The organism is Archangium sp., from assembly GCF_036277355.1.
Lineage (GTDB): Bacteria > Myxococcota > Myxococcia > Myxococcales > Myxococcaceae > Archangium.
In genome coordinates this window covers 21,284-39,292 of sequence record NZ_DASUNC010000068.1, presented here as the reverse complement: position 1 = coordinate 39,292, position 18,009 = coordinate 21,284, and the positions used below count along the sequence as shown (strand labels likewise).

The 18,009-nt window shown below is 69.8% G+C and carries 13 protein-coding genes; 7 read left to right on the top strand and 6 right to left on the bottom strand.

Annotation, left to right across the window (positions count from 1 at the left end; genetic code table 11):
* Positions 1 to 4 precede the first annotated feature (4 nt).
* From VFZ09_RS18080 to VFZ09_RS18070, 3 genes are read left to right on the top strand one after another with little or no spacing between them, the layout of a single operon-like run.
* Positions 5 to 1,246, top strand: a complete 1,242-nt coding sequence (locus tag VFZ09_RS18080; protein WP_329728838.1) for a uracil-xanthine permease family protein — start codon at positions 5 to 7, stop codon at positions 1,244 to 1,246.
* Between the two features lie 53 nt (positions 1,247 to 1,299).
* Positions 1,300 to 2,403, top strand: a complete 1,104-nt coding sequence (locus VFZ09_RS18075) for an AAA family ATPase (RefSeq protein ID WP_329728837.1) — start codon at positions 1,300 to 1,302, stop codon at positions 2,401 to 2,403.
* A complete protein-coding gene (locus VFZ09_RS18070; protein WP_329728836.1) occupies positions 2,400 to 3,110 on the top strand; it encodes a DUF4276 family protein in 711 nt (236 codons plus the stop codon). The genes VFZ09_RS18075 and VFZ09_RS18070 overlap by 4 nt, the downstream gene beginning before the upstream one ends.
* A gap of 53 nt (positions 3,111 to 3,163) precedes the next feature.
* On the opposite strand, the gene VFZ09_RS18065 is transcribed toward VFZ09_RS18070, so the two are convergent.
* The 5 genes from VFZ09_RS18065 to VFZ09_RS18045 form a co-directional block, all read right to left on the bottom strand.
* Positions 3,164 to 3,979 carry a hypothetical protein gene (locus VFZ09_RS18065; RefSeq protein ID WP_329728835.1) on the bottom strand — a complete coding sequence of 272 codons (816 nt, stop codon included), beginning with the start codon at positions 3,977 to 3,979 and terminating at the stop codon, positions 3,164 to 3,166.
* A 67-nt stretch (positions 3,980 to 4,046) separates the two neighbouring features.
* Complete coding sequence (locus VFZ09_RS18060) at positions 4,047 to 5,435, bottom strand: sigma-54 dependent transcriptional regulator (protein ID WP_329728834.1); 1,389 nt, start codon at positions 5,433 to 5,435, stop codon at positions 4,047 to 4,049.
* Entirely contained in the window at positions 5,432 to 6,895 is a 1,464-nt protein-coding gene (locus tag VFZ09_RS18055; protein WP_329728833.1) for a HAMP domain-containing sensor histidine kinase, read from the bottom strand. Before VFZ09_RS18055 ends, VFZ09_RS18060 begins: the two co-directional genes overlap by 4 nt.
* 114 nt (positions 6,896 to 7,009) lie before the next feature.
* Positions 7,010 to 7,648 carry a hypothetical protein gene (locus VFZ09_RS18050; protein ID WP_329728832.1) on the bottom strand — a complete coding sequence of 213 codons (639 nt, stop codon included), beginning with the start codon at positions 7,646 to 7,648 and terminating at the stop codon, positions 7,010 to 7,012.
* The gene (locus VFZ09_RS18045) at positions 7,645 to 8,220 is read right to left on the bottom strand and encodes an RNA polymerase sigma factor (RefSeq protein WP_329728831.1); all 576 of its coding nucleotides are present in this window, start codon (positions 8,218 to 8,220) and stop codon (positions 7,645 to 7,647) included. The genes VFZ09_RS18050 and VFZ09_RS18045 overlap by 4 nt, the downstream gene beginning before the upstream one ends.
* Before the next feature lie 287 nt (positions 8,221 to 8,507).
* Here VFZ09_RS18045 and VFZ09_RS18040 point away from each other — a divergent pair, with 287 nt between their 5' ends.
* Genes VFZ09_RS18040 through VFZ09_RS18025 form a run of 4 tightly spaced genes read left to right on the top strand, consistent with a single transcriptional unit; the run spans position 8,508 to position 16,320 of the window.
* Positions 8,508 to 10,157, top strand: coding sequence for a SulP family inorganic anion transporter (locus VFZ09_RS18040; RefSeq protein ID WP_329728830.1), 1,650 nt, complete (start codon positions 8,508 to 8,510; stop codon positions 10,155 to 10,157).
* A gap of 38 nt (positions 10,158 to 10,195) precedes the next feature.
* Entirely contained in the window at positions 10,196 to 13,405 is a 3,210-nt protein-coding gene (locus VFZ09_RS18035; RefSeq protein WP_329728829.1) for a DUF2309 domain-containing protein, read from the top strand.
* A complete protein-coding gene (locus VFZ09_RS18030) occupies positions 13,392 to 14,810 on the top strand; it encodes a proton-conducting transporter membrane subunit (RefSeq protein WP_329728828.1) in 1,419 nt (472 codons plus the stop codon). The genes VFZ09_RS18035 and VFZ09_RS18030 overlap by 14 nt, the downstream gene beginning before the upstream one ends.
* 1 nt (position 14,811) lies before the next feature.
* A complete protein-coding gene (locus VFZ09_RS18025) occupies positions 14,812 to 16,320 on the top strand; it encodes a complex I subunit 4 family protein (RefSeq protein WP_329728827.1) in 1,509 nt (502 codons plus the stop codon).
* A 28-nt stretch (positions 16,321 to 16,348) separates the two neighbouring features.
* Here the strand turns inward: VFZ09_RS18025 and VFZ09_RS18020 are convergent, their stop codons facing one another.
* Positions 16,349 to 18,001: an acyl-CoA synthetase gene (locus VFZ09_RS18020; RefSeq protein ID WP_329728826.1), complete on the bottom strand. Its 1,653-nt coding sequence runs from the start codon at positions 17,999 to 18,001 to the stop codon at positions 16,349 to 16,351.
* Between the last annotated feature and the right edge of the window lie 8 nt (positions 18,002 to 18,009).

Below are 18,009 nucleotides of genomic sequence, written 5' to 3'. Positions count from 1 at the left end.
GGCCATGCCCCTCCCGCTCCAGAAGAAGGTCGTGCTGGGCCTCCAGCACACCATCGCCATGTTCGGCGCCACCGTGCTGGTGCCGCTGCTCACCGGCCTCAATCCCAGTGTGGCCCTCTTCGGAGCGGGGCTCGCCACCCTCCTCTTCCACGTCCTCACCGGGCTGGGCGTGCCCATCTTCCTGGGCAGCAGCTTCGCCTTCATCGCCCCCATCATCGCCGTGCTGAAGGCCGAGGGCCCCGCCGCCGTGGGCGGTGGGCTCGTCGCCGCCGGCGCCATGTACCTCGTCTTCTCCGCGCTGGTGAAGCTCGTCGGCATCCGCCGCGTCCAGCAGGTGTTTCCGCCCATCGTCACCGGCCCCGTCATCATCGTCATCGGGCTGAGCCTCGCCGGGGTCGCCGTGAATCAGGCACAGAGTCACTGGGGCCTGGCGCTCGTCACGCTGCTGGCCGCCATCGTCACCAGCGTCTTCGCCCGCGGCCTCTTCAAGATGATTCCCATCCTCATCGCCGTCATCACCGGCTACCTCGCCGCGCTGGTGCTCGGCGCCGTGGAGCCCGCGAGGCTCGACGCCATCCGCGAGGCCGCCTGGCTGGGCCTGCCGCCCTTCCACGGCCCCACGTTCTCGTGGAGCGCCATCTTCGTGCTCGCCCCCGTGGCGCTCGTCACCTTCATCGAGCACATCGGCGACGTCATCGTGAACGGCCGCGTGGTGGGGAAGAACTTCCTCGAGCACCCCGGCCTGCCGCGCACCCTCTTCGCCGATGGCATCGCCAACATGGCCTCGGCGGTGCTTGGGGGGCCGGCCGCCACCACCTACGCGGAGAACACCGGCGTGCTCGCCGTCACCCGCGTCTACGACCCCGCCGTGCTGCGCATCGCCGCCGGCTTCGCCATGCTCTTCGGCCTCTCGCCCAAGCTGGCCGCCGTCTTCCAGAGCCTCCCGCCCGGCGTGCTCGGCGGCGTCAGCATCCTGCTCTTCGGGATGATCGCCTCCGTGGGCATCCGCACCCTCTCCGAGGCGCGCATCGACTTCGCCCACAGCCGCAACCTCATCGTCGTCAGCCTCATCCTCGTGCTCGGGCTCGGCGGCGCGAAGATTCCCGTGGCCTTCGGCGGCGTGCACCTGGAGCTGCATGGGATGGCATTGGCGGCGCTCGTCGGGATTCTCGCCAATGCGTTGTTGCCCGCTTCGCTCGACCGCGAGGAGCTGGATGCGCATCCCGCTGAAGATATGAGACCTTGAGGCAGGTGGTGCCTGTAGGATTCGCTCGGCCTCGTCGGTTGGAACTCCGTACCATGTCCCAGCAGCTCAAGAAATTGACCATCAAGGGCTTCAAATCCATCCGCTCCCTGGAGGATCTGGAGCTGCGTCAACTCAACGTCCTGATCGGCGCGAATGGGGCGGGGAAGAGCAATTTCATCTCTTTCTTCAAGTTGCTGAACGAGCTGATCGAGGGCCGTCTCCAATTCCATGTCGCACAGCGAGGGGGCCCCGACGCCTTGCTGCATTATGGCCGCCGGACGACCCCCCAGCTCGAAGCCGGGCTCTTTTTTGGTCGCAATGGCTACATCATCGACCTGGTACCCACAGTCGATAATCGCCTCATCTTCTCCAACGAGACCCTGTGGTTCGATGCTCCTCGCGGCGAGCCGCGTTGGAACCTCGGTTCGGGTCACGCAGAGAGCTTGGCGCCAGAAAGGATGACGTCGAAGTCCGGAACCTTCTGGAGGGTAGCAGACTACGTCGTTCCCGCGATCCGAAGCTGGAGGGTCTACCACTTCCACGACACGAGTGATGCGGCGAAAGTGAAGCTTCCTGGCGCTATCAACGACAACCAGACGCTCAGAGCAGACGCTGGGAATCTCGCTGCATTCCTATACCGGCTACAGCTACAAAACCCTCGCGAGTATGAGCAGATTCGGGACACCGTCCGGCTGGTCATGCCCAGCTTCGACGATTTTTCTCTTCGCCCATGGCCATTCGACCCCAATACGATCGCCTTGGAATGGAGGGAACAGGGCTCTGACTTCCCATTCCTTGCGCATCAACTCTCGGACGGCACCCTGCGCTTCATCTGTCTGGCCACACTCCTTCTGCAGCCGGAGCTTCCGTCCACCATCCTGATTGACGAACCAGAACTGGGACTCCATCCCTACGCCATCAATGTCCTTGCTTCACTCCTTCGGAGTACCTCCACCCGGACTCAGCTCATCATCGCCACGCAATCCGTTCCCCTCATTGATTTGCTGGAGCTCGAGGACTTGATCATCGTCGAGCGTTCCGGCGGGCAATCTGTCTTCAGGCGGCTACAACGTACGGAATTCGAGCACTGGCTGGAGGAATACAGCCTGGGCGAGCTGTGGATGAAGAATGTCCTGGGAGGGAGACCCTCTCGATGACCCGGCTGAATATCATCGTTGAGGGACAGACAGAGGAGACCTTCGTCCGAGATCTGCTCGCCCCTCACCTCGGTCAATTCCAGGTATTCGCCACGGCTCGCTGCGTTGAGACCGGACGCCGCAAGCAACAGATCTATCGGGGCGGTCTGGTCAGCTACACCAAAGCGCGCAAAGACATTCAAACCTGGCTGAAACAAGACAAGCAGGCACTTGTTTCCACCATGTTTGATTACTACGCCCTACCCAGCGACTTTCCGGCGCCAGCGGGCATCCGGAAAGAGGGACGCCCCCTTGACTGGGCGATACAGCTCGAACACGCGTTTGCAGCCGAGATCAATGACCCCCGATTCATTCCCTACATTCAAGTCCATGAGTTCGAGGCACTGCTCTTCAGCGATGTGCGGAAGGTCGGCGATGTCTTGGGTGCGGACACGCTCCAACTCAAACAACTTCAGGACATCCGGGCGGCATTCCAGAGCCCAGAGCACATCAACGACTCTCCAGAAACCGCGCCCTCGAAGCGGCTGTTGAAGCTGTTCCCAAAGTACGACAAGCCGGTTTTCGGCTCGCTTGCGGTAAGCCGCATCGGGCTCGCGCTCATCCGGCAGGAATGCCCGCATTTCGCGAGCTGGTTGCAGAAACTCGAAAGCCTCGGCGCCTCAGCGCCAGATCCGTCACCCACGCCCGCTCCGGCTCTGCAGGAGTAATCCGCACCCGGCCCGCTCTCCCAAAGGAGAGGGGCCTGGCACACAGACTCCGACTAGAAGTTGAGGCCGAGCCGCAGCATCGCCATCGGCCCACTGCTGTTGGAGGCGCGCGGCATGTAGTAGCCGCCCAGCAACGACAGCTCCACGATGTCGAAGCCGTAGCCCACCATGCCGCCCGTCATCAGCTCGAACTCACGGCCCGGGTGACGGCCCGCCTTCTCCGTCTCGAACTCGTGCTGGTAGCGCGTGTTCAGGCCCACCACCAGGTTCTCCATCACCAGGTAGCCCAGGCCCACGTGGCCCTCCACGTCTCCTTCCGGGCTCGACAGCTCGCGGCCCACCACGAAGTTCGCCGTGGCCAGCACGTTGCCGAAGCGCTTGCCCGCCGCGAAGAACGCCTCCGCCTCGCCCCCCGTCGACTGGAAGCCCTGCTGCTTGTAGCGCAGGCCCGCCGACGCGTTCAGCCCGTGCTCCTCCTGCCGCCAGAACTGGTACTTCGCCTGCGCGCTCGGCGTGAAGCCATACGTCGCGTTGCGCATCTCCGCGCCCACGCGCAGCGACAGGCCCTTCACCACCACGAACTCCAACCGCTGTGAAATCCCATAGCCCTGCGTCGCGTCGCTCGACGTCGTCTGGCCCGCCGTCTCCGCTCGCACGTACGTGGGCGGCGTCGCCGCGCTCTCCGACAGCGGGAAGAAGCGATCCATGCTCGCGCGGTTCTCCTCCGTGGCGCGCGTCGGCTGCGCGAGCGCCGCGGGCGCGAGCATCAGCCCCGCGCCCACCGCGAGAAGGCGCGCCGCCCCGCGAACCGGGCTCACGCTCATGGGGGGGGTACCACGCACCTGCTTCGTCTCCTGCGTCTGGCGCATCGGGGTCCTGCCTCCAAGGGGGTGCCCGGAGGAAGCACGCGGCATGCCAGAGGGCGGGAGGCCCCGCTCATGCCTTGTCGTCCTTGTCCTCGGGGCCGGCGTTGCGCCGGCCCAGCTTGCGGTAGATGGTCTTCCGGTCCACCCCGAGGATGCGCGAGGCCAGGGTACGACTACCACCCACCGCCTCCAGCACGCGCTGGATGTAGCGGCGCTCCATCTCCTCGAGGGAGACCAGCTCGGAGACATCGTCCGCCTGGGCGCGGTTGGAGCCGCGGTAGTCGCGGATGCGCTCGGGCAGGTCCTCCACGGTGAGCTGCTCGTAGGAGGTGAGGGCCACGGCGCGCTCGATGCAGTTCTGCAGCTCGCGCACGTTGCCGGGCCAGGTGTAGGTGAGCAGGCGCTGGGCCGCGGCGGGGCTGAGTCCCAGCACGCGCTTGCCGCTGCGGCCGGCGAAGTGCTCCACGAAGCGCTGGGCCAGCAGCAGCACGTCATTGCCGCGGGCGCGCAGCGGGGGCAGCTCCAGGCCGATGACGTTGAGCCGGTAGTACAGGTCCTCGCGGAAGCGCCCCTCCTCCACGGCCAGCTCCAGGTCCCGGTTCGTTGCGGCGACGATGCGCGCGTCGAAGGGCAGCTCCGAGTCGCCTCCCACCGGGCGCACCGTGCGCTCCTGCAGGGCCCGGAGCAGCTTGGGCTGCAGGGACAGGGGCATCTCTCCCACCTCGTCCAGGAAGAGGGTGCCGCCGTTGGCCTTGATGAAGAGGCCGGTGCGCGCCGCCTTGGCGTCGGTGAAGGCGCCCCGGGCGTGGCCGAACAGCTCGCTCTCCAGGAGCTGCTCGGGCATGGCCGCGCAGTTGATGGCCACGAAGGGCCCCGCGTGGCGCCGGCTCCGGGCGTGCAGGGCCCGGGCGGCCACCTCCTTGCCCGTGCCGCTCTCCCCCGTAATCAGCACCGAGGTGTCCGAGTCCGCCACCCGCTCGATGAGCTCGTACACCCGGCGCAGCGCCGGGCTCTCCCCCACCCAGCCCCCGTCCGCGGAGGCGTCCCCCAGGGCCTGGCGCAGCCGGCGCACCTCCTCGCGCAGCGCCCGGTGCTGCACCGCCCGCTCCAGCACCAGCACCAGCGCGTCCACGTCCACCGGCTTGGTGACGAAGTCGTACGCCCCCGCCCGGATGGCCGCCACCGCCGTCTCCAGCGTGCCGAACGCCGTCAGCACCACCACCGGAATGTCCGGCCGGTTGAGGACGATGCGCTCGCACAGCGCCAGCCCGTCCATGCCCGGCATGCGCAGGTCCGTCAGCACGGTGTCGAAGTCCTCCGTCTCCAGCAGTGGGAAGGCCTCGTCCGCACGGCCTCGCACCGTGGGGATGAACCCCCGGCGTGCCAGCCCCTTCTCCAACAGCGCCCGCATCTCCCGCTCGTCCTCGACGACCAGGATGCGGCCCTTCGTCGCGCTCATGCCTCTGCCTCTCGCGGCCCGCCCGCTTCAGGTGGAAGGAAGATGGAGAAGCAACTCCCACGCCCGGGCTCGCTGCTCACGGATATCCATCCCCCATGGTCCCGGATGAGGCCATAGGAGACGGAGAGCCCCAGGCCCGTCCCCTCGCCCACATCCTTGGTGGTGAAGAAGGGCTCGAAGACGCGCGGGAGCGTCTCCGGGGAGATGCCCTCCCCCTCGTCCATCACGTCCACCCGCACCCACTCCGCCTCGGGGCCCCCCAGCTCCACCGGGGGCAGCGCCCGCGCGTGGCCCAGCCGCACCCGCAGGGTGCCCGGGCGCTTCATCGCGTGGATGCCGTTGACGACCAGGTTGGTGAGCGCCTGTTGAATCTGCCCGCCGTCCACCTCCAGCCGCAGCGGCCCCTCGGCCTCGCTGGCGAGGAGGATGCCGCGCCGCGTCGCCATGGGGTGCAGCAGCCGCAGCGTGCGCGCCACCAGCTCCGCCAGGTCCTCCGGGGCCCGCTGGGGCTCGCGCCGCCGGGCGAAGTCCAGCAGCTGCCGGATGATGCCCGTCATGTGCTGCACCTGCTGGGTGATGATGTGGGCGCACTCCCGCGTCTCGTCCCCCTCGGCCTCGCCGGAGGCGATCATCTTCGCCCGGCCGAGCACCACGTTGAGCGGAGTGCCCAGCTCATGGGCCACGCCCGAGGCGAGCTTGCCCACCGTGCCCAGCCGGTCCGCGTGCCGCAGGTGCTCGAGCGTGGCCAGGCGCGCCGCCGTCTCGGCCGCCACCTGGGCGCGGGCGGCCGCCAGCCCACTGGCCATCTGGTTCATCGCGTCCGCCAGCGTGGCCAGCTCGTCCTTCTGACGCAGGTGCACCCGCGCCTCCAGGTCTCCCTGGCCGATGCGCCGCGTCAACTCCACCAGCTGCTCCACGGGGCGGCCCACCAGCTGGTGGCCCATGGCCATGGCCACCCCCAGGAAGGCCAGGAAGATGACGCCGGTGGCGATCGCCATGCCCAGCACCGTCCGGCTCACGTGCAGGCGCTGCTCCGTCAGGGGCTCGGTGATTTCGATGGCGCCCCGCCGGGGGCCGATGCCCACCGGGGTGAAGGAGCGCAGCACGCCCGGCCCCCGCTGCTCGTCCACGAAGGAGACGTCCTTGCCCGCGAGCAGCTCCTCCCGCAGCTCGGCGGACAGCTCCGCCGCCTCCGGCGAGTCCAGCCAGAGCCAGCTCAGCTTCACCTGCTCCTGGAAGCGGTTGGCCTGCGACAGCAACAGCAGCGCCTGCTCCCCGCCCTCCAGCTCCCAGGCCCGGACGAAGGAGCCGCTCAGCGCATGGCCGAGCAACCGATGATCATGCTGCATGTCCTGGGCGGACCGGGACAGCTCCCGCCGCACCTCCACCGTCTCCAGCCCCGCGATGACCGCGAAGGCGAGCAGCACCAGGGCGAATACGAGCTTCCTCGCGAGCGTCATGCCGCCTTCCACACCACGGCCCGCCCCGCGATGTCCAACCCGTCCACGGGCGCGGGGCACAATGCCCCGTGGGGCACAATGCCCCATTCATGCCAGGGCCTGGAACCGGGGGCGTCAGTGCCCGGCGTCCACCACGAAGCGCTCGTTGATCTGCCGGTCATCCGAGGCGTGGGAGACGCGGAACTCGTAGCGGCCCGGCTTGTGGATGCGCACGCGCAGCGGCTGGGCGGACGGGCCGCTCGGGGCCTCGAACTGGTGCAGGCAGCGGTCCGCCTCGCAGCTCACCAGCTGCAGGGAGGGCAGGTGCCCGGCGTGGTGCTCGTGGAAGTTCATCTCGGCCGGGGTCTCCATGTGCACCACGGCCTTGCCCTCGGGGTGCTCGTCGATGTTCCAGGGGAGCTCCACCCAGCCGAAGCCCTCCTTGGGAAGCTGGACGGACAGGTGCCGGGCGGGCAGCGACTCGTGCGAGATGAGCTGGGAGTCGTCGCCGTCGAGGTTGACCGTCACGCCCAGCATGAGGGCGCCCGTGAGCACCGCGCCCATGGCCACGCGGAACCCGGCGGACGCCCGCCACCCCGAGTGCTTCGGAGCCGGCGGAGGCCGCGGCGCGGACTGGCCGGCCTCGGCCGCCTGGAGGGCGGCGTGGATGCGGAAGCGGGCCTGCTGCGAGGGACGCTCGGAGCGGAAGGCCTGGATGGCGAACCGCGCCTCCTCGGGCAGCGGCGGCAGCTGGGTCTCCTCGTCCTTGCTCACGGGCCTCCTCCTGTGCGCACCGCGCACTCCTGCTCCAGCTCCGCCTGGAAGGCTGTTCCCAACTGGGCCCGGCCCCGGGAGTGACGGCTCTTCACCGTCCCCACGGGCATCCCCAGGATGGAGGCCACCTCCTCGTAGCCCAGCTCTTCCACATCACACAGCAACACCACCAACCGGTACTTCTCCGGCAAGGCATGCAGGGCGCGCAGCAGCATGGCCGACTCCTCGGACTGGCAGGCCCGCGACTCCGGATCCGACTGCTCCACCCCACCCGTGAAGAGAGAACCCAGCACCGACGACGCTCCCTCCAACACACTGTCCAGCAGCGAGCGGCGCCGGGCCGCGGACCGCCGGCTCTCGATGAACTGGTTGCGGACGATGCCACACAGCCAGCCAAAGAAGGAGCCGTGCCCCTGGTAGCTGTCCCGGTGGAGGTACGCCCGCACCAGGGAATCCTGGAGCAGATCCTCCGCCTCCTCCCGATCCTTGCAGAGCGTCAGACAGAACCGGTGCAGCCGGGGCATGAGCGCTTCGACTTCGGCCTCGAACCGGGCCCGCTCGTTACCGGACACGGGAGGCCTGCCTCTCCCGTCCTCGCCTCTTCATGACTTCCACCCTCCAGACGGAACGAACCGTCAGCCGGTTCCCACTCATCTTGTTTTTTCGGTGAAGCCAACAACCCAAGGGCCACCGGCTCCGCTCGCCTGGATGCCAAGAGAGGGAACAAGCGGGAAACGGGGAAAAAAATCCAACGCGGGAACCGGAGCGCGGCTCGTCCCATCCCCCGGAAGTCCGAAGCAGGAACCCGGCGCCGTCCCCACGGCCCGCCCGCCTGCGAGCACGAGGAGTATCGAAACCCATGCAATCCCCCTCCACGCCTTCCTCCACGCCCCGTCCCGAGCAGGCGGACGCGGCGACCTGGAAGAGCGATCTCGTCTCTGGCTTCCTGGTCTTCCTCATCGCGCTGCCCCTGTGCCTGGGTATCGCCATGGCGAGCGGCTTCCCGCCCGTCTCCGGCATCCTGACCGCGGTGGTGGGCGGCGTCCTGGCCTCGTGGCTGGGAAGCGCCCGGCTGACCATCAAGGGGCCAGCGGCCGGTCTCATCGTCATCGCCCTGGGCGCTGTGCAGGAGTTGGGCCAGGGTGACAATGCCCTGGGTTACCGCCGCGCGCTGGCCACCATCGCGGTGGCGGCGGCCATTCAAATCGCCTTCGCGCTGCTGCGCGCCGGGACGCTCGGGGACTTCTTCCCCTCCTCCGTGGTGCACGGAATGCTGGCGGCCATCGGCGTCATCATCTGCTCGAAGCAGATCCACACGCTGCTGGGCGTGGCGCCCAAGGCCAAGGAGCCGCTGGCGCTGCTGGGGGAGATTCCCCAGAGCCTGGGGCGGCTCAACCCGGAGATCGCCCTCGTCGGTGTCATCAGCCTGGTGCTGCTCTTCGGGCACATGGCGCTGTCCAAGAAGGTGGCGTTCCTCAAGCGCGTGCCGGCCCCGCTGCTGGTGCTGCTCGTCGCGGTGCCCCTGGGCCTGTACTTCGATCTGGACCACGAGCACACCTTCACCTTCTCCGACCACCTGTACTCGGTGGGCCCCAACTTCCTCGTGAACCTGCCGGGCAACCTGCTGTCGGCCGTCACCTTCCCGGACTTCTCCGCCGTCGCCACGGGTCCTTCCCTCAAGTACATCATCATGTTCTCGTTGGTGGGCAGCATCGAGTCGCTGCTGAGCGCCAAGGCGGTGGACATGCTGGATCCCCAGAAGCGCCGCTCGGACCTGGACAAGGATCTGCTGGCCACGGGCGTGGGCAACCTCGTCGCGGGCCTGCTCGGCGGTCTGCCGATGATTTCGGAGATCGTCCGCAGCTCGGCCAACATCGGGTATGGCGCCAGGAGCCGGCTGTCCAACTTCTTCCATGGCCTCTTCCTGCTGCTCTTCGTGACGTTCGCGCCCATGCTCATCCACCGCATCCCGCTGGCCGCGCTGGCCGCGATGCTCATCTTCACCGGCGTGCGCCTGGCCTCGCCGAGCGAGTTCGTGAAGACGTTCCGCATCGGCGTGGAGCAGCTCACCCTCTTCAGCTTCACGCTGGTGGTGACGCTGGCCACGGACCTGCTGGTGGGCGTGGCCGCGGGCATCGCGCTGAAGCTGGTGGTGCACGTGCTCAACGGCGCGCCGGTGAGCGGCCTGTTCCGGCCCGCCATCGAGGAGGAGAAGCTCGGGGACAAGGTGGTGCTGCGCGTGCGGCACGCGGCCGTCTTCAGCAACTACCTCAAGCTCAAGAAGCAGATCTCCAAGCACGCCGAGGCGAAGTACGTGGAGCTGGACCTCGAGGACGCGCGCCTGGTGGACCACACGGTGATGGAGCGGCTGCACGAGCTGGAGGACGAGTTCTCCCGGTCGGGCCGCCACCTGCACATCCGTGGGCTCGACCAGCACCGCGGCCTGTCGACGCACCCGCTCGCCGCGCGCAAGAAGCTGCCGGGTAGCAGCCCCGTCGGCGCGCAGTAGCCCCCTTTCCAAGTCCCCCTGAACCAGGACGTCTCCCGATGAGCCATCCCCACCCCTCCCCGCACGGCACTCCCGTGGACCGCGGCCAGCACCTGCACCAGGTGCTGGAGCATGCGGCCCACCTGCTGCCGGCCCAGGGCCCCATCAGCGTGTTCGTGCACCACAACACGCTGCATGCCTTCCAGCACCAGCCCTTCCACGAGGCGGTGGAGGCCGCCAGCGCCGTCTTCGGCACGGAGGGCTACTACCCGGAGGCGCGCTTCCGCGAGCTGTACCAGCGGGGCCGCATCACCGACGGGGACCTGGAGGCGGCCCTGGCCGAGCGCCACGAGGGCCAGCCGGTGGTGGAGCTCGCTCCGGGCTCCCTCACGCTGCGGGAGGTGGAGCAGCTGGCGCTGCGCCATGCCATCCCCGTGGAGACGGCGGCCTCGCTGCGCTGGAAGCTGGAGGAGCTGTCCTCCGCGCGGCGGCTGCGTCCGGACGTGCCGGAGGCGGCGAGGACCCGGCTGCTGCGGCGCTCCACCGAGGGCCTGCGCGGCTGGATGGATCGGGTGGGCAAGGACTGGACCATGAATGACCTCGCGGCGGCGCTGCTCGGGCCGTCGTGGAAGCCGGCGGACCTGAGCGCGGTGGCACGGGAGCTGGCGGCCGTCTTCGGCGGCAATGGCAGCCTGCCCTCGCTGCGCGAGCGCCTGGCGAAGGAGCCGGAGGTGTTCGCGGTGAGTGCCCTGTGGGCCGCCTGCCGGAACCCGCTGCTCACGCCGGAGACGCCGGAGGCCCCGGCTCCGGAGACGGTGCGCAGCCACCGGGACGTGCTGCGGGACATCACCGGGGAGGATCCGTCCGACCTGGTGAACCCGCACCTCATCCGCGCCTGCGCGGCCTACCTCGACGAGGGGGTGTCGCACTGGCCCATGCCGGAGCGTGAGCGCGGGCTGTTCGCCGCGTGGCGCACCCTGAAGCTGCGGGGCAGCGGCGTGTTGCCCCACTGGCTGTCCGGGCTGCACGAGGAGCTGGAGGAGTCCGAGCGCCGGGGCCTGTCCGCCCAGGACACGGTGCTGGCCGCGCTCGACACGCTCGGCGTGCCCCAGGAGAAGTGGGAGGCGTATGTCGTCCGGGTGCTGCTGGCGCTGCCCGGGTGGGCGGGCATGGTGAGCCGCCTGGAGCACAACCCCGCGGACCGCGCGCCCGGGGCACCTCCGGCCGCGCTGGTGGACTTCCTCGCCGTGCGCCTCACGCTGGAGCTGTATGCGCTGCGCGACGTGGCGAAGCGGCGCCTGGAGTACACGGGCCCGCTCTCCAGATTGCCTTCCCGGCGCGTCGTCCACGAGCGCCCGGAGGAGGAGGGCAGCTGGCGCTTCTTCCAGCTCGCGCAGGTGGCGGGCCTGTCCGCGCCGGAGGTGGCCGCGCTGTCGCTGGCCCAGCGCCGCACCCTGCTCACGTGGCTGGAGTCCTTCGACGAGCTGGCGCGCCGCCGGGTGTGGCAGGAGGCCTACGAGCACCGCTACCGCACGGAGGTGCTGCACGGCCTGGAGCAGAACCGTCAGCGCCCGGAGCCACTGCGCACGGTGCGGGGCGCCCGCTTCCAGGTGTTCTTCTGCATCGACGACCGCGAGGAGGCCATCCGCCGGCACTTCGAGGAGCTGAGCCCCCGGCACGAGACGTTCGGCGCGGCCGGCTTCTTCGGCGTGGCCATGGACTACCGGGGCCTGGACGACGCGAACCACGCCTCGCTGTGCCCGGTGGTGGTGACACCCGGGCACGAGGTGGTGGAGCAACCGCACCCGGAGCACGAGCACCTGGCGCAGGCCCGCGCGCGGGTGCGTGCCCTGTGGGCCCGCTTCGACCACTGGCTGCACGGCGGGGCGCACTCGCTGGAGCTCGGCTGGCTGCTGACGCCGCTGGTGGGCCTGCTCTCCGCGCTGCTGCTGCCGCTGCACGTCTTCTTCCCGCACCCGGTGGACCGGATGCGCCGGGCGCTCGCCGCGAAGCTGGTGCCCCAGCCGCGCACGAAGCTGGCGAGCCTGCGGGACGAGTCGCTGCCCGCGCCCCAGGTGGGCAAGCCGCGGGGCTTCACGGTGAACGAGAAGGCGGACCGCGTGGCCGCCCTGCTGGACAACGTGGGGCTGGTGAAGGACTTCGCCCCGCTGGTGGTGCTGCTGGGGCACGGCGCGGTGAGCGTCAACAACCCGCACATGTCCGCCTATGACTGCGGCGCGTGCGGCGGCCGCCACGGTGGCGCCAACGCCCGCCTCTTCGCGGAGATGGCCAACCGGCCCGAGGTGCGGGCGCGTCTGCGCGAGCGCGGCATCCACATCCCCGCCGGCACGTGGTTCATCGGCGGACTGCACAACACCACCACCGACGAGGTGGTGCTCCACGACACCGAGGACGTGCCCCAGAGCCTGCGGGGCGAGCTGGAGGAGTTCCGCCGCGAGATGGACAAGGCGCGGGCCCTCTCCGCGCACGAGCGCTGCCGGCGCTTCGAGTCCGCTCCGTCCCGGCTCTCGCCCAAGGCGGCGCTGCGCCACGTGGAGGAGCGCGCGGTGGACCTCAGCCAGGCCCGCCCCGAGCTCGGCCACGTCACCAACGCCTCCTGCATCGTGGGCCGCCGCGCCCTCTCCCGGGGCCTCTTCCTGGACCGGCGCGCCTTCCTCGTCTCGTACGACCCCTCGCACGATCCCACCGGCTCCATCCTCGAGCGCGTCCTGCTGGCGGTGGGCCCGGTGGGCGCCGGCATCAACCTCGAGTACTACTTCTCGTGCGTGGACAATGACCGGTACGGGTGCGGCACCAAGCTGCCCCACAACCTCACCGGCCTGCTCGGGGTGATGGATGGCGTGGAGAGCGATCTGCGCACCGGCCTGCCCCGGCAGATGATCGAAATCCACGAGCCCATGCGCCTGCTGCTCGTCGTGGAGGCGAGCATCGCGACGCTCTCGGCCATCTACGCGCGCCAGGCGCCCATCCGCGAGCTGGTGGGCAACGAGTGGGTGCAGCTGGTGAGCGTGGACCCGGAGACGGGCGTCATGACGCGTTTCACCCCCAAGGGAGGCTTCCGTCCGGTGGCCGTGCCCTCGAGCAAGCTGCCGGTGGTGGCCACCTCGACCGATTGGTACCGTGGGCATCGGGACTTCCTGCCTCCGGCGTTGATTCAGCTGGCGCAGCCTTCGGGCTCGAGCGTCCCCGTGGTGGGCCGCGGCGCCATGCCCTCTGTCCAGGGAGAATCCATCCATGCAGCTCAGTGACGTCGTGGTGGGAGGAATCGCCACCACGGTTCCGTTCTGGCCCCTGCTGGCCTTCGTGGGGCTGGGGCTCGTGACGCTGGTGCACCGCACGCCGCGCGAGCGCACGGTGGCGGGGTGCGTGTTGTGGTCCCTGTCGCTGTCGCTCATCGGCTCGCTGGTGACGGCCGTCTTCATGCTGTCGCACCACCAGGACGTGTTGATGGTGGACGTGGGCCCCTGGTTCTCCACGGGCTCGTACACCTTCGAGCTCTCCTTCCTGGTGGACCGGCTGTCGGTGACGATGATGGTGCTGTCGAGCGCCATCAGCCTGCTCATCGGCCGCTTCTCGGTGAACTACCTGCACCGCGAGGCGGGCTTCACGCGCTTCTTCCTGCTGCTGGCGCTGTTCGCCACGGGGATGATGCTGCTGGTGGAGGCGGGCAGCATCGACCTGCTCTTCGTGGGCTGGGAGCTGGTGGGCCTCACCTCGGCGCTGCTGATTGGCTTCTTCCACGAGCGGACGACGCCGGTGCGGGCGGGGCTGAAGGCCTTCACCATCTACCGGCTGTGTGACATCGGCCTGCTGCTGGCGGTGGTGCTGCTGCACCACTACGCGGGGAGCGCGGAGTGGGTGGAGGCGCTGGGCGAGTGGGCGTGGCCGGGCCCGGCGGTGGTGATGGGCGTGGGGCCGGCGACGGTGCTGGGCCTGTGCCTGGTGCTGGCGGCCATGGGCAAGTCGGCGCAGCTGCCCTTCAGCAGCTGGCTGCCGCGCGCCATGGAGGGCCCGACGCCCTCGAGCGCGCTCTTCTACGGAGCGCTCTCCGTGCACGCGGGCCTGTACCTGCTGCTGCGCGCCGAGCCGCTGCTGCAGCGCGCGCCGCTGGCGTCCGGGGTGCTGGTGGCGGTGGGCCTGCTGACGGCGCTGCACGCCACGCTGGTGTGGCGCGTGCAGACGGACGTGAAGAGCGCGCTGGCGTACGCGGTGCTCACCCAGGTGGGCCTGATGTTCGCCGAGGTGGGCATGGGCTGGTACCGGCTGGCGCTGGTGCACCTGGTGGCCCACGCCTGCCTGCGCTGCCTGCAGCTGCTGCGTGCGCCGTCCGCGCTGCGCGAGGTGCAGGCGCGGCACGCGGCCAGCCAGGGCGTGAAGCAGCCGACGGTGGCGGTGGGCCACCACGTGCTGCCGGAGAGCCTGCGGCAGCGCTTCTACCGGCTGGCGCTCGAGCGCTTCGCGCTGGACGTGCTGCACGAGCAGTGGGCGCTGCGTCCGCTGCTGTGGATTGGCGCGTGGGTGGACAAGGCCGAGCGCGTGTGGGTGGGCGTGGTGAGCGGTTGGACTCCGCGTTCGGCGGAGAGCAAGCCGTTGGAGTCCGGGCACGGTGCGGCCACCGAGCCGTCGGGCGGCAAGTCGACAGGAGCGGTGTGAGATGCAAGCGAGTGTCCTTCCTCTTCTCTCGATGATGGTGCTGCTGCCGGCGCTGGGCGCGGCGGGGCTCGGGCGGGTGTTGTCGCCGGAGCGTGCGCGCAAGGTGGCGGTGACGGTGGCGTCGCTCACGCTGGTGCTGGCGGTGGGCGCGCTGGCGCTCGTCCAGGCCAGCGAGGGCGCGCGGGCGATGGCGTCCCTGGGCCAGGTGCTGCGGCTGGGCGTGAACGGCATGAGCGTGGTGGCGATGCTGCTCACCGCGCTGCTCACCCTGGGGCTGGTGGCGGCCGGTCCGCGCCAGATGCTGGACATGGCGACGCTCCGGGCCGTGCTGCTCACCGAGAGCGCCGCGCTCGGCTTCTTCTGCGTGCAGGACCTGGGGCTGATGCTCGTCTTCTGGGTGGCCATGCTGCTGCCGGCGGAGGTGCTCATCTCCCGCCGGGCCAAGGCCGAGCCCGAGGCGCGGGCGGTGCGCACGTTCCGCATCTACCTGCTGGCGGGCTCACTGCCGCTGCTGGCGGCGGTGGTGCTGCTGGGGCTGCCGGGCTGGCAGTCCGGCGCGGCGGCCCCGCTCGGCCTGTCCGAGCTGCTCGCGCGCGGCATTCCCGCTCCGCGGCAGACGGCCATCCTCGCGCTGATGATGCTGGCGGTGGCCTTCCGCATGGCGGTGGTGCCCTTCCACTCGTGGCTGCCCGTGCTGCTGGCGCGGGGGCCCTTTGGCGTGGGCATGCTGATGGTGAGTGCCCACACGGGACTGTACCTGCTGGTGCGGGTGGCCATGCCGCTGCTGCCCGAGGCGTGGGCGGCCTTCAGCCCGCTGCTGGAGGGCGTGGGCCTCTTCTGCGCCCTCTACGGCGCGGTGCTGGCGCTGGCCCAGATGGACCTGCGCCGCACGGTGGGCTTCCTGCTGGTGAGCCAGTCGGGGCTGATGCTCGCGGGGCTGGCGGAGCGCAACACCGAGAGCCTCGCCGGGGCGCTGCTGCAGAGCGTGGCGGCGGCGGTGCCGCTCACGGGGTTGATGCTGGTGGTGCGGGCCATCGAGGTGCGCACGGGCACCGCGGACATGACGCGGCTGGGCGGCCTGGTGCGCCGCGCCCCGAGGATGGCGGCCCTCTACTTCCTGCTGGGTATCGCCAGCCTGGGCTTCCCGGGCACGCTGAGCTTCGTGGGCGAGGACCTGCTGCTGCACGGCATCCTCGGCACCCATCCGCTGGTGGCGCTCCCGCTGCTGCTCACCACCGCCATCAATGGCATCACCTTCCTGCGCTCCTTCCAGCGCACCTTCCTCGGGGCGCCGGCCCACGGCCACGCGTCCGTGCTCGACACGGTGGAGGATCTCCTCCCCCGCGAGCGGATCGCCGCGCTGGCGCTGTGCGTGCTGGCCTTCCTGGGCGGGCTGTTCCCCGGGCCGCTGATGCGCCTGCGGGAGCACGAGGTGTCCGCCCTGGCGGGTCCGGCCGCCGCGGAGCACGCCGAGGCCGGGGCACACGGTCCGGCCATGGCGTCCCACTGAGAAGGCGCCCTCCCGCGAGGAAGGAGGCTCAGTCCTTCTTCGCGGGCTGCTGGGACATGGCGCGCAGCTCGGTGCGGCGGATCTTCCCGCTCACCGTCTTGGGCAGCTCGGTGACGAATTCTATCTCCCGCGGGTACTTGTACGGGGCCGTGGTCTTCTTCACGTACTCGCGCAGCTCCTCGGCGAGCGTCTCCGAGGCGGAGAACCCCGGCGCCAGCACCACGTACGCCTTGATGCGCTGGCCGATGCGCTCGTCCGGGACGCCCACCACCGCGGACTCGGCCACCGCCGCGTGCTCCAGCAGCGCCGACTCCACCTCGAAGGGGCCCACGCGGTAGCCGGACGTCTTGATGACGTCGTCACTGCGCCCCACGAACCAGAGGTAGCCGTCCGCGTCCTTCACCGCTCGGTCTCCCGTCACGTACCAGTCGCCCCGGAAGGCCGTGAGGTTCGCCGCGTCGTCGTTGAGGTAGCCCGTGAAGAGGCCCACCGGCGGCACCGGCTTCACCCTCACGGCGATGTCGCCCTCCTGGCCCGTGGGGACTTCCCTGCCCTCGCCGTCGATGACGGACACGTCGAAGCCCGGCGACGGCTTTCCCATGGAGCCTGGCTTCGGCTCCAGCGCGGGGAACATGCCCACCAGCACCACGGACTCCGTCTGGCCGTAGCCCTCGCGGATGTGCAACCCGGTGGCCTGCATCCACGAGTCGATGACCTCGGGGTTGAGCGGCTCGCCCGCGCTCAGCGCGTGCCGGATGGAGGACAGGTCGTACTGGGAGAGGTCCTGCAGCACGAGGGCCCGCCACGCCGTGGGAGGCGCGCAGAACGTCGTCACCCGCTGCCGCTCGAGCACCCGGAGGATGCGCGCCGCGTCGAAGCGCCCCCGGAAGTCGTACACCACGTTGCACGCGCCCTGGCTCCACGGGCCGAACAGCTTGCCCCACGCGCACTTGGCCCAGCCGGTGTCCGACAGCGTCAGGTGCCGGTCCTCGGGGGTCAGGTCCAGCCAGTAGCGGCCGGTGATTTGATGGCCCAGGCCATAGCTGGCCTGCGTGTGCTGCACCATCTTCGGCATGCCCGTGGTGCCCGAGGTGAAATAGATGAGCATCGGGTCATCCGCCCGCGTGCGCTCGAAGCTGCCGCCGTGCTGGCCGGTGCCCGAGGAGCCCGTCGCATAGGACACCCAGGGCGAGGGCGCGTGGCCCACGGCCACCCACGTCTCCACGCGGCCGGTGCCCGCCATGCCCTCGAACCTGTCCAGACAGCTCGAGTCGGCGATGACGCCGTTGGCATCCGCGGCCAGCAGCCGGTAGCGGATGTCCTTGGCGGTGAGCATGGGCGTGCCGGGCATGAAGACGATGCCCGCGCGGATGCAGCCCAGCACGAGGAACCACCACTCCGGAATGCGCGGCATCATCACGAAGACGCGATCGCCCTTGTGCAGGCCCTGGCTGGTGAGGAACTGGGCGGCGTGCAGCGAGCGCTGCTTCACGTCCTTCCACGTGAAGAGCTGCGCGTGTCCCGCCTCGTCACTCCATTGAAGCGCGGGGGCATCGGGACGCTCGGCGGCCCAGCGGTCGACGAAGTCGGTGGCGAAGTTGAAGTACTCGGGGCGCTCCCACTGGAAGGCCCTGTGGGTGGCCTCGTAGTCGGTCATGTTGCGCGGAGAGGGGGTGGACATGACTCGCT